Source organism: Candidatus Stygibacter australis, assembly GCA_030765845.1.
In the GTDB taxonomy this organism is placed as follows: Bacteria; Cloacimonadota; Cloacimonadia; order Cloacimonadales; family TCS61; genus Stygibacter; species Stygibacter australis.
In genome coordinates this window covers 1-13,007 of the sequence record JAVCDJ010000071.1, presented here as the reverse complement: position 1 = coordinate 13,007, position 13,007 = coordinate 1, and the positions used below count along the sequence as shown (strand labels likewise).

The following is a 13,007-nucleotide window of genomic DNA, read 5'->3' as shown; positions in this document are numbered from 1 at the left end:
ACGGCCCCCAGCCGTGTGCGCTACCGGACTGCGCTACATCCCGACGTGGGTGCAAATAGATTGATACTGCCTTTTTCTGGCAAGCATTATTATTGCTTTTTCTGAATTATTTGACACCTATATCTCAGATTTATTTTATCGTACAAATTTTAGGTGGAGTGCAGGATGATCGAAATGTTATTTGAAGTTTTTAAGCATGCGATTATGATCACAGGTTTTGTCTTCGTGATGATGCTTGTGATAGAATATGTAAATGTCCAGACAAGGGGTGTCTGGCAGACCTTTATCAACAGCAGCCCCTGGAGTCAGTATATACTTGCTGCTGCTTTAGGTGCCATTCCCGGGTGCCTGGGGGCCTTCACTGTTGTTACTATGTTCTCGCATGGGATTATCTCTCTGGGTGCTGTGGTGACGGCAATGATCGCTACCAGCGGAGATGAAACTTTTGTGATGCTGGCAATGATACCCAAAAATGCCCTGCTGATTATTGCTCTCACATTTATTATCGGAATCTTTGCTGGAATTTTTACTGATAAGCTGTTTCCCAAATTGAGCCATATTAATAAATTCGGTGAATTACCTATTCATAAAGAAGAAAAATGCCTTTGCTTCTCTCCTGAGAATCTGGCTAAAAACCTCAAAAATCTTACTTTCCAGAGAATCGCTCTTACAGTGATCATTGCATTATTACTCGCTGCTATCGGGTTTGGCTATATTGCTGCTGATATGAAACCATGGATGATTACCACTATTAATATTGTATCAGCAATCTCACTGTTTATTGTTCTTACTGTTCCCGAACACTTCCTCAAAGAGCATCTCTGGAATCATATTGTAAAAGTTCATATCCCCAGAATATTTATCTGGACTTTTGGTGCTCTTCTACTGATTCATATTCTTATGCACTATATTGATGTTAATGTCTGGGTGCAAACCAATATTTACATGGTACTGGTAGTTGCTCTGCTGGTTGGCTTGATCCCTGAATCAGGTCCCCATCTGGTTTTTGTTACTTTATTCGCTTCCGGCACTATTCCATTCAGTATTCTGCTGGCAAATTCCATTGTTCAGGATGGACATGGCATGATCCCTATGCTTGCAGAAAGCAAAAGAGGCTTTATCATTGTTAAACTTATCAATCTGGTTGTCGGTGCTGTTATTGGAGTTATTGCCCTTTCGATTGGATTTTAACCCAATCAATGAACCTGATAATGTGTAATTGCGTTTGTATTACTTCAGATTATTTTAAAACTTGTAACTGCAAAAAAGTACCGGATTTCAACTATTTTCTCAACTAAATATTACTTTAATGCCTGTAGATAAATAATTTAGAGATTGATTTAACGATTTAATACCCTCCCTTTACACCTAGAGTGGGTTCCCTGTGGCTTCTTTATCGATATATTTATCTTACAACTACATTATAATACTTATGTTATAATGAAATAAAATTGTTTTCCCCTTAAGTCTGCTCTGTTCGCTTAATGATCTCGTTTTGCAGTTCTATGCCCAGATCATTGAAGTAATCGCTGTATCCCGCTACTCTAACTATCAGGTTCTTATAATTCTCAGGATTTTTTTGTGCTGCCCTCAGAGTACTAGCATCAACCACATTGAATTGGATATGATGACCACCCATGGCAAAATATCCTCTCACCAGGCTTGCCAGTTTGCTCATCGAATCAGCGCTCGAAAAGAAATCCGGAGTGAATTTCTGATTCAATAGCGTTCCACCGGTTTTTGAGTGATCAATACTGGCAGCAGAATTAAGCACTGCCGTGGGGCCATTCAGGTCATATCCCTGCACAGGTGATATCCCTTCAGATAGTGGAGTAAATGCCCTTCTGCCATCTGGAGTAGCACCGGTTTTAGAGCCAAAATAGATATGGCTTGTAGTGGGCAGCAGATTAATTCTATGTACTCCTCCAATAGATGTAGGCTTGCCATTCACTGCTTCATAAAAATATTCAAAAACTCTCTGTGCCATGATATCAGCATCTTTATCATCATTTCCCCAGCGCGGTGAGTTCTCCTGAAGCTCATACTGTAATATCTCCCAACCAGTGTAGTTTGCGTCAAGCGCAGTCATCAGATATTCCATAGAAATGTCCTGTTTCTTATATACATGCTCATTTATTGCTGACAGACAGTCAGTAATAGTTCCCAGACCCACGCCCTGGATATAAGTAGTATTATATTTTGCTCCCCCGGCATTATAATCAATCCCATTTTCAATACATCCCTGGATCAGTGTAGATAAAAATGGTGCTTTCAAATACTTTGCATTAAGTTTGTGAATTATATTATTTCCTCTGATCTTGATAGATAAAAAGTGCTCAAGCTGTTTTCTATAGGCTTTCAAAAGGTCTTCAAAATTATCAAATTCTCCTGACTCTCCGTTTTTTATCCCGATCTGCCTTTTACTCACAGGGTCAAAACCATTATGCAGTGTAAGCTCCAATACTTTCGTCAGATTAAAGTAACCGGAAAGAATATAAGCTTCTGTCCCAAATGCTCCCGTTTCCACACAGCCACTGGCTCCACCTCTCCTGGCATCTATCAATTCCTTTCCCTGAGCAAGCAGTTCCTTGATGATCATATCTGTATTAAATATAGAAGGTTGCCCAAACCCGGTTTTTATTATCTTCAAAGCCCGTACCAGAAATTCTTCAGGACTTTTTGCCGATATCTGGATCATGGAACTGGGTTGAAGCAGACGCATCTCTTCGATCACATCCAGGATGACATAGCTTAATTCATTTACAGCATCACTGCCGTCAGGCATAAGTCCTCCCAGATTGATCAGACAGAAATCTGTATAGGTATTACTCTCTTGAGCCGTAACTCCAATTTTAGGTGGTGATGGATGATTATTAAATTTTATCCAGAAGGCTTGTAATAGCTCAATAGCCCGTTCTTTAGTTAAACTGCCTTCAGCTATACCTTTTTGATAAAATGGGTATAAATGCTGGTCTAATCGCCCTGGATTGAAAGAATCCCAGGGGTTTAGCTCACTTACCACGCCCAAATGGATAAACCAGTAATGCTGAAGCGCTTCGTGAAAGGTCTGAGGTGCACTTGCAGGTGTTCTGCTGCATATATCAGCAATTTCCAGCATTTCATCATTCTCAGCAATTTCTCTCAGATATTCTGCATTTCTTTCTGCATATTCTATAATAGCCTCAGCAGCTATCTTCATTGCCGTTAGTTCATCCCTTTTATCCTGAGCTTCCTGATCATTACTAAAATCAAGCTGTTCCATAGCGGATTCTATCTCAGCAATAATATCCTTGAATCCTTTCTCAAATAGCTGATGACCCAGAACAGTATGTCCCGGTGCCCGTTGCTCCTGAAACTCGGTGAATATCCCTGCCCGATAGGCGGTTTTCCATTCCTCATCCAAAGCAGCAAAAAGACGATCTCTATTGGTTTTACCTTCCCAGAAAGGAATTATCTTATCTCTGTATAAGTCAAATATCTCCTTTGATGCTTTAAAGGATACTTTCTCCCTGTCATTCATTATCTTAAGGTCATTAAGTGAATGAAGAGTGATCTCAGGATAGGTAGGTGTTGCCTTTGGTGCTTCTCCCCGTTCGCCTATTATCAATTCACCTTCTTTATAATACAAAGCCTTATGCTGCAAAAAATATCTGAAAGCTTCTGCTCTTTGAATGGCTACTGGTTTGCAGGCTGTGTCACTTTGTAAATAATAGTCAGTTATCAAATTAGCCCGTTCATCTGAAATACGGTTAATAGCTGATAATGAATTGTTTCTGAGTCTTTCTATCCTTTTATTCATCTAATATTATCCTCCAGATTGAACAGTAAAGCCAGCCTTCTCAAATTTTGTGATGCTTGCTTTTAGAAATTCTGCTGAGCAACTGAAGCTCTCTGAGTTTTCTCTCAAACTAAATCTCTCAGCCTTATGTTTTGCCAGATCATGATAGGGGAGAAGTGCCACTTTTTCTATCCCTATACTTTGCAGTATAGTGATAATATCATCAATATCTTTTCCATTAACTTCTTCGATCAAAGGTATCCTAACCTGGATAGTTGCTCCAGCCTTCTGGAGCTTTCTCAGGTTATCCAATATCAGCTCATTATCTACACCAGTATACTTATTATGATTACTTAATCCTTTTATATCATATAAGATAAAATCAATTAGCTCAAGTAGTTTCTCAATATCATTCCAGTCCCAGTATCCCGATGTATCAAGGGCAGTTGTCAAATTATTATCTCTGCAGAACTGCAGGCATTCATATAAAAAATCTGGCTGAGATAAAGGCTCTCCACCTGAGAAGGTAATCCCGCCACCAGATTGTTTGTAGAATTCAATATCTTTCAGTAATTCAATCCCCAACTCTTCCACGGTCTTCTGATTTCCCAGTGTCTCAAGTTTTTCAAGTTCACTTCCATTGGATAGTGTTATCTTTTTCTTATATGTAAAGGGTTCTGCTGACCAGCTTTCGGGATTATGACACCACCTGCAACGGAGAGGACAGCCCATAAAAAACACTGTAGTCCTGATCCCCGGACCATCATGAACCGAAAATCTCTTGATCGCAAAAACATTCCCAATTGGCAATATTCCTCCTATTTACATTTATTGCAATTTATCAGTCTGTAATCCCGTGTCAAGCATCTAAGAAAAGATTGTTAAAAAAATGCTGAAGCCTGCAATTATTGTTAGGCTTCAGCATTTGATCTTATTTTAACAACTAATCAGGTGCTATTTAAGCAATATCATTCTGCCTTCAGCTGTTTCGTTCTCTGATTGTACTTGATAAATGTACACTCCGCTGCTTACCCTGTTTCCGCTTTCATTTCTGCCATCCCAGACGATGTTATGAGATTGAGCTTTCAATACTCCATTTACCAGCGTAGTAACCTTCTGCCCCTGTAAATTATAGATAGACAGATCCACATATCCTTCCTTTGAAGTCGAGAACCTGATGGTTGTTTCAGGATTAAAGGGATTAGGATAATTACCCATAAGGGAAACTGCACTCAACTCATTATCACTTGTTCCAGTTGGCGTATAGATAAATTCCACTTCCACAATTTCTGATTCTCCGTCTTCATAAATTGCTATTATAGCCACAGTATAGATTTCTCCTTCCATCAAGCCAATAAACATGTACTCTTCAATATCAGGCTCTACTATACCCTCTAATTCGCCATTAAGATAGATTTCAAAACCGGTAAGCCCTTCCATTGAAGGATCCTCCCAGGTCATTAATCCAGTAGTGTTATCTATATTTACATGTGCTGGCGGTTCATAAATAATGATCAGTTCAAATTCATATACTCCCAGATCAATAACTGCCTCGCCATCTCCATCACCATCCATGATCCGCATCAAGCCATCAAGATCAGTCTCTGGCAAAGTAAAGGAAACCAGATCAGCATCCCCGGCATCTATACAGGGTGAATCTTCCATTAGATGAAGATCATAATTAGCCATATCAATCAGTCCAGGATCATCTGAAATTATGTTTTCACCTTCAAATCCATCCTGTATGCAGCAATTAGCTATAGTTCCACTACTGCCGTTCTCAAGGGCGATTTGATTTGGCATATTTCCCCATAAAATGGAGTTATATAAACTTAATGTCCCACCAAAGATCCAGAATGCTCCACCATTCATGGGTGATATATTATCTATAATAGTAAGGTTTGATCCTTCCGTTGTGCAGGATGTTAATCCTAATGCTGCTCCCGATCCATTACTAGTATCATTATTGATAAATATCAGGTTTGAAAGGCTGAAAGTTGAGCCTACTCCATAAATCCCACTGCATGCTCCGGCAGTATTATATTCAAATATGCAATTTGTAATTGTCACATCAGAGTTATCCCAGGCACTAAATCCACCCGCAAAAACCGCTGAATTATTCGAACGAAATTCACATCCATCAATTACAGGTGCAGAACCGTAAACGACCATCCCTGCACCATAAAACCCGCAACTGTTTCCTACGAAACTGCAATTGGTGATACTGATATCTGAAGCATTATTCAAACTTATTGCTCCTCCATCCCAGGCTGCATAGTTTTGATAAAAATAACAATGATCTATAACCACATTATTGGAATTATCACAATAGATTCCTCCACCATTAGACATTTCATCTCCGCCAATAGCTGCACTTCTTTCTATTCGGCAGTATTGCAATGATGAATCCTCCAGTCCATTACCGGTGCAATTCATAAATCTGATACCCTGCCAGCCGATTGCACCTTCTGCACGGGATACAAGAATCGAGTCAGACTCCGTACCAATCGCAGCAAGTCTCCCAATTACTACCAGTGAATAATTGTCGTTAAAAAGTATCTCCACACCTGCTTCTACTTCCAGAGTAGATTCAGCAATGATCGTGATATTACCGTCAATGTAATAGGGGCTCTCTTCCAGTACCCAGTTGCCGCTTACTTCTCCTCCCGGGATTGTGATGGCATGCACACTCGAAAATGCCAGGACAATAACTAAAACTAAAATCATTTTTCTCATTTTTTCTCCTGTGATTTGATTATTATTTTATATTCTTCCAAACTTATCGATTTTGTTAGATAAAGATCAAATAATTGATGAAAGGTTTTTGCCAGATCAGTATTCTCAAATGATGTAAAGGTAAAATCAGAAAATGAACTTTCCTGATTCTCCATCGTAAATACGGCTATTTCTTCATCAAATATAAATAGCTTCATGGGCAGACTGTCAGTCACATATATTTCCTCACCCATACTCTGGAAATATTCCAGTCTCTTGACAAAGTTTTCCAGATTATCAGGCTCTATCTCATGAATTGCTCGATATATAACACCTTTTTTCGCACTGGCTTTCTGGGGTAGATTCAAGGTTTTCAAATTGTCTACATCCATGATATAAGGTGGTTTACTGAATGCAAGCACTTCAGATTGAGCATCCTTTTCCAATCGTTCAAGCGTCTCAATTATGGAGCTTCGTGAATGAAGTATCTTGATCATTTCTTTATGATTATTGTTATGCTCCGCTTCATAATAGGGTTCAAGGTCTCTTGCCAGCTTGTCCATAAGTCTCATTCGCATATTTAAAGTTGTTTTCATACTGTTAAATGCTACCTCAGGATTTATTGCTATTATCGTCTTAACATTGCCATCTATTTCCCGCACACAACCCTTTTGCACTAAAGTCGATATTATCCCATAAACATTGGAGCGATTTACTCCAATTGTCTGAGCTATCCGGGTAGCAGTAAGCGGTTTCTTCAAAAGCAGTAAATATGCCTTAGCCTCATTTTCTGTAAGTCCGGTTAACACCAGATCATTTACAAACCTTTGCACTAATCCTCCTTTTGTACCTTGATGGTACAACAAGTAAATCTACTCAATTTTTTGTCAAATAAATTTTGTAGTAATACGGTACAACAACTCAATGATGTCATCGAGTCCAGTTTATTATAAGTTAAAGCATTTTCTTATTAACTAATAGATAAGTAATTGATATATTACATAATTAGAAAAATTTATGATCATTTGGTTGATTACATCCGGAACAACAAAGCACGTACTCACATTTTAATGTCACTACGTGCTAAGTTGCTCCGACAGATATATTCCTATTGGCAAATATGAATAATATGGTGATATTTTATTTATTATCAGATTAAATTGGTAACTAAATTAGAAGGTAAGATCTAACACCAGAAATTCAAAGTCCATGAAGAAGGGGCCGGGTTTCATCCAATTGCTATCATATTTAAGATCATCGCCATCTACAGGTATGTGCATATTCAATTGATTTCTAATGTAAAAATGATCAGATAAGTAGGCTTTATTACCCAGACTGATGGCAATATTATATAGCATATCATAATATTCACTATCACTATTGTAATGTTTAAGATGTTGAACTTTAAAAAAGTCCATTCACAGATCATAATACCAGCCATGATTACCCATGTAATTTCTTGATTTTAAGCCATATACTGTAAGGACATCATACTTCTCATAGATATCACACCAATCTGCTTTTCTTTATTGAACCGGTATTACCCTGTTTCCAGCAGATATTGAATTTATGGGATGGATTCAAAAACAAATAATTCATGAAATTGAAATCTATTGAGATTTACTCCTTTGGCTGCTCGGTTTCATTAATTTTGTCTTTATCAATTATCTTTGCAGATGGAGGTGCATGAAGCCGAGGTTTAACTTTTGTGGGATCATAATTATAATTTGTGAAATCTCCCAGATATAAAGAAAAGAATAAACCACCAAAGGGAGCTGATCGATTAATATTTGCAGTGACATTAAACCCATATCCGAAATTGTTACTAATTCCTTTTGTAAAATTTAGATCAGCAGCCAGCCCATAATCAGTTACCTTCACTAAACCAGCTTCATCGTAAGGATAATTCCGATATAAATTAATCATACACGGGCCTACAGAAAATGCCAGATAACCCAGTGTTCTGGTATTGAAATTAGTAGTCATTCCATATAATAAAGCAGTTTCATGTAAAGAATATTCTTCAATTAAAGGTAATGCAAGATCTATTACGTAATGTCTGAGACAATAATAAGTGTTATTTCTTACCAGACTCATATTAAACTGGTACATAAGACCTATACCAAATCCCATTGAGGGGATAAAGACAGGCTTTTCCACCTTAGCTTTTGTATCTTCTTCTGCCAATAAATTACCGCATAGTATAAATATCAGAATTATTGTAAATACTGCTCTCTTCACTATAACTCCTTGAATTATATAGAATATAATCTATTTCTAATATAATAATTTCATATATTTGTTTGTCAATGAAAAAAGACTCAATACCTTAGTTCTGTAATACACTGAGACTTTCTTAATGATTATTACTTTATTCGGTTTGACTAAGCGATAAAATTGCTTACTTTATATGTTATACTTGAATATGGGAGAAAAACATGTTATCTGATTTAGAAATTGCCGGAAGTATCAAACCTCTTAAAATTGATGAAATAGCTGCCATATTAGGTCTTTCAAGTGATGACCTGGAACATTATGGAGATTATAAAGCCAAGCTTAAACTGACCAGTCTGGAAGAGATAAAGAAAAAGCCAATGGGAAAACTCGTACTGGTATCAGCTATCACTCCCACTCCTGCCGGAGAAGGGAAGACCACTGTCTCAATTGGTCTGGCAATGGCATTGAATAAAATTGGTAAATTGACCAGTGTTGCCTTGCGGGAACCATCTTTAGGTCCCGTATTTGGCATGAAAGGTGGGGCAGCAGGTGGTGGATATGCTCAGGTATTGCCAATGGAAGAGATCAACCTTCATTTCACTGGTGATATGCATGCCGTTACTGCTGCTAATAATATGCTCTCTGCTTTGATAAATAATTATATCTATCAAGGTAATGAATTGCAGATAGATCCCCGTAGAGTCACCTGGAAAAGAGTGTTGGACGTGAATGACAGGATGCTGCGGGACGTAGTTATTGGTTTGGGTGGTAAATCACAGGGCATTCCAATGGAAGAGGGATTTGATATTACACCGGCTTCCGAGATCATGGCAATATTATGCCTTTCTAATGATCTGACTGAATTGAAGCGTAAAATAAGTGAGATCACTATTGGTTATAATTATCACGGAGTTCCTATTTATGTGAAGGACTTAGGATATGAAGGGGCAATTACTGCTCTGCTCAAAGATGCAATCAAACCTAATCTGGTTCAGACTACTGAGGGCACTCCAGCTTTTGTGCATGGTGGTCCTTTTGCTAATATTGCCCAGGGAGCAAACAGCATCATAGCCACAAAAACAGCTTTACGGCTAAGTGAATATGTGGTAACTGAAGCAGGATTTGGCTTTGATCTGGGAGCTGAGAAATTTTTTGATATTGTCTGTCCGATCGGCAGGTTTTGCACTAATGCCACAGTGCTGGTAGCAACTATCAGGGCATTGAAACTGCATGGTGGAGCAAAAAAGAAAGAACTTGATCAGCCTGATCTGGAAGCATTAAAAGCAGGACTTCCTAACCTGGAAAAGCATTTGGAGAATACTAAAAAGTTCGGCATGCAGTCTATCGTTGCTATCAATAAATTTGCTTCGGATTCTGAAGAGGAATTGCAGGAAGTAGTTAGCTTTGTGAAGAGCAGGGGTTTTGACGTGAGTATCGTAGATTTTCATGGTAAAGGTGGTGAAGGTGGACTTGAGCTGGCAGAAAAGGTATCAGCTATGATCGAATCAGAAAAATGTAAATTACATAATCTCTATGACCTGGAAACACCTGTTAAGGATAAGATATTCAAGATCGCTCATGAGATATATGGGGCAGAGGCAGTTGACTATCAGCCTGCAGCGCTGGCAGCTCTGCGGACAATAAAGAAATACGGTTATGAAAACCTGCCCATCTGTATTGCTAAAACCCAGAAGTCACTTTCTGATAATCCTAAATTGCTGGGTAGGCCAAAGGATTTTCTGGTTACTGTGAGAGATATATTGATATCTTCGGGTGCCGGATTCCTGGTGCCTGTCACTGGTGACATCATGCGGATGCCAGGCTTAACCAAAAATCCCTCAGCAGAAAATATGAATATCGATAAGGATGGCAATATCAGCGGGTTATTTTAATCGGGAGCTGGAGGAAACGAAGAGGTGAAGGGGAGAATAATTGAAAATGGTAAATTGAAAATTAAATGTGTTAAAGATAATACAGACCAGGGGGAATAAACGAAGGTGTGAAGGGGAGAAAGTGCGAAGGTGTGATTTAATGTAATGTAATCAGCCCTAGGCTAACAAAAATGTAATAAAGTTAAATATAGTGGTATATATATTCGAAAAAGGGGCAAAAATGTTAGGAAATGCCGTAACTGACATAATAGAATATAGTTATAACCTAACATTTTCCTAACATTCCTAACATTTATCTATCTATTGTCGTGAAATGTGAGAAGTAAGAAGTGTATATTGTTGATAAATACAGCTTATTTTTTGAGATATTGATTACAGTAGGAAAATGTAGGAAATTGCAGTATGCTAAAAAGTGAAATATAGGGGTATGTATATCTCAAAAAGGGGCTAAAATGTTACTTATTGCTGTAACTGACATAATGGCTTATCTTTATGAGGTAACATTTTAGTAACATTTGGTAACACTTTGCTATTTATTGTCGTGAATTGTGAGAAATGAGAATTTGACATAAAACACTGATTACGCTGATAAGAAGTTAAGTAATGATGAATTTTGGATTCTAATCCCCTTTATATTACAATACTTACCTAAACTGAGCGATTGCTATATCACTTTCCACATTTACAGAATTGATTGTTAAAATAGGACTCATTTCTTCTAACGAAATCATAAATTATGCTTTGCGATTTAATTTTTGGGTGTGTTTAGTTGCAATTTCACCTTTTACATTTGCTGAAAGTGCTATAAACTATGGTGTTACCGGTTTTTGGACGCAGTGATACTGTAAATCGGGAAAAACTGACTAATTTTATATGTAGCTTAATTGCCTCTGGTGGGAATTACATCGTTCCCATAAGAGATTTAGCTTGAGTCTATTGAATATCGGGTCTGACACTTTTAATATTATTTTGCGTGCATGATAAACAAACTTTCCCGCAAAATCAATAAGCCTACGCCGGATAGTTGTGGGATAACTGTTTCGGTCAATAATATCATAACATATATCTTTTACATAGCTTTGAAGAAGAACATGTGATAAAACAAGCAGGTAGTAAAATGCCTGGTTTTGATCAAATCCCTGAAAAGGTAAATTCTCACGTGTTGCAAAATCCTTGAAAGCTCGATTACATAATTCATCATTTCCACGTTTGTGATATTCTTTGATAATGTATTCCGGATCGTATATATCTTGATCAATGGCTGCATATAAATTAGCAGATAACTCGGAATCCATTCCAATGTTTGTATATATAATGCTGTCAGATCGGGCAAAGTCCAAAATATATTGAAGGTTTGCATTTTTATTTTGCAAATAAATCGTGCGTCTAAACTTTTTCCATGTTTTGAGCTTGCTACCAAATTCGATGTAATCCCATATATGTGAACCAACAAATTCACGTCTTTCATTTACCGGTAATTCACCGATATAATTTTTAATAGACTTATACATCTTCCCAGCACAAATAAAAAAAATGCCGAGTTTTTCTTCAAAATATCGAAAATTATCCTCACTCATAAAACCGGAATCCATTTTAATAATGATTGGAACCGTATTATTGTAACCCTTTCTGATCTTTTTCACAAGTCTTTTTGTTGCTGTTTTAACGTCATCACCATGATTTGAGTGACATTTGCCTTCCCGAAATACAGCATCAATTATCATGCCGTTCCAATAAAATTCTAAAGGCTGAAAACCTTTTACTTTCTTGTAGGTAGGACTACAACCTTCTCGCATTTTAGCCTGATCGTTATTCATCACCATCGTATCTACACCGAGTATTACAACAGGCGGTTGTTCATCACAAAGATGAGAAATGAAAGTATCTGATAGTGCATCACGGAAGATATCGGTATGACGAGGCTCATTACAAAACTTGTTAAACATTCTCTTGATCTGGTCAGTACTTGCTAAATCCTCTTGATTTGTCTCAAGCAAAGCAGCATATGAAGGATCTTGTTTCAATTCGTTAAATGCCACAAGATTGAGCTTACTACCTTCTATCATATATGCAATTGTCTGTCTGAAAAATGAGGTAACATCTAATCCTTTGGTACTTTCTTTAAGATACTGGAATCTGTAACCTAATCGGGATAGGATATCAGTATTATCAATATATTTCAAGACTAATGGCAAACCTGCACGTCCAGACATATACTCAGATGTGCTCTCAATAGAATTTATTGTAACATTGCTTCTGCTTTTCCCTTGACCGAATGACTGCATTTTAACTTTCATATTTCCACCTTTTGGGTGATTTTTTTATATCACCTGTTTTGTAGTTAAAACTATGATATAAAACACCCAAAAGGGTTCAAGGAAAATATTAATCGCTCAGGTTAGGTT

General features: G+C 37.6%; 9 protein-coding genes. 2 read left to right on the top strand and 7 right to left on the bottom strand.

The features are described 5' to 3' along the window. Window positions 1-165 precede the first annotated feature (165 nt). Entirely contained in the window at window positions 166-1,191 is a 1,026-nt protein-coding gene (locus RAO94_04410) for a putative manganese transporter (protein MDP8321578.1), read from the top strand. Between the two features lie 271 nt (window positions 1,192-1,462). Here the strand turns inward: RAO94_04410 and RAO94_04405 are convergent, their stop codons facing one another. The 6 genes from RAO94_04405 to RAO94_04380 all read right to left on the bottom strand — a co-directional run bounded on the left by RAO94_04405 (window position 1,463) and on the right by RAO94_04380 (window position 8,734). Beyond that, on the bottom strand, window positions 1,463-3,799 hold the full coding sequence (locus tag RAO94_04405; protein MDP8321577.1) for a pyruvate formate lyase family protein: 2,337 nt from the start codon (window positions 3,797-3,799) through the stop codon (window positions 1,463-1,465). A gap of 6 nt (window positions 3,800-3,805) precedes the next feature. Then, window positions 3,806-4,588: a radical SAM protein gene (locus RAO94_04400; GenBank protein ID MDP8321576.1), complete on the bottom strand. Its 783-nt coding sequence runs from the start codon at window positions 4,586-4,588 to the stop codon at window positions 3,806-3,808. A 144-nt stretch (window positions 4,589-4,732) separates the two neighbouring features. Continuing rightward, the gene (locus RAO94_04395) at window positions 4,733-6,514 is read right to left on the bottom strand and encodes a right-handed parallel beta-helix repeat-containing protein (GenBank protein ID MDP8321575.1); all 1,782 of its coding nucleotides are present in this window, start codon (window positions 6,512-6,514) and stop codon (window positions 4,733-4,735) included. Continuing rightward, window positions 6,511-7,326 (bottom strand): helix-turn-helix domain-containing protein, encoded by an 816-nt coding sequence (locus RAO94_04390; protein ID MDP8321574.1) that lies wholly within the window; start codon window positions 7,324-7,326, stop codon window positions 6,511-6,513. Before RAO94_04390 ends, RAO94_04395 begins: the two co-directional genes overlap by 4 nt. Before the next feature lie 339 nt (window positions 7,327-7,665). After that, on the bottom strand, window positions 7,666-7,911 hold the full coding sequence (locus RAO94_04385) for a hypothetical protein (GenBank protein MDP8321573.1): 246 nt from the start codon (window positions 7,909-7,911) through the stop codon (window positions 7,666-7,668). A gap of 202 nt (window positions 7,912-8,113) precedes the next feature. Continuing rightward, window positions 8,114-8,734 (bottom strand): hypothetical protein, encoded by a 621-nt coding sequence (locus RAO94_04380; protein ID MDP8321572.1) that lies wholly within the window; start codon window positions 8,732-8,734, stop codon window positions 8,114-8,116. Window positions 8,735-8,931: 197 nt separating this feature from the next. Here RAO94_04380 and RAO94_04375 point away from each other — a divergent pair, with 197 nt between their 5' ends. Continuing rightward, window positions 8,932-10,602 carry a formate--tetrahydrofolate ligase gene (locus RAO94_04375; GenBank protein ID MDP8321571.1) on the top strand — a complete coding sequence of 557 codons (1,671 nt, stop codon included), beginning with the start codon at window positions 8,932-8,934 and terminating at the stop codon, window positions 10,600-10,602. Window positions 10,603-11,471: 869 nt separating this feature from the next. Here the strand turns inward: RAO94_04375 and RAO94_04370 are convergent. Beyond that, complete coding sequence (locus tag RAO94_04370) at window positions 11,472-12,899, bottom strand: IS1380 family transposase (GenBank protein ID MDP8321570.1); 1,428 nt, start codon at window positions 12,897-12,899, stop codon at window positions 11,472-11,474. Window positions 12,900-13,007: the final 108 nt, after the last annotated feature.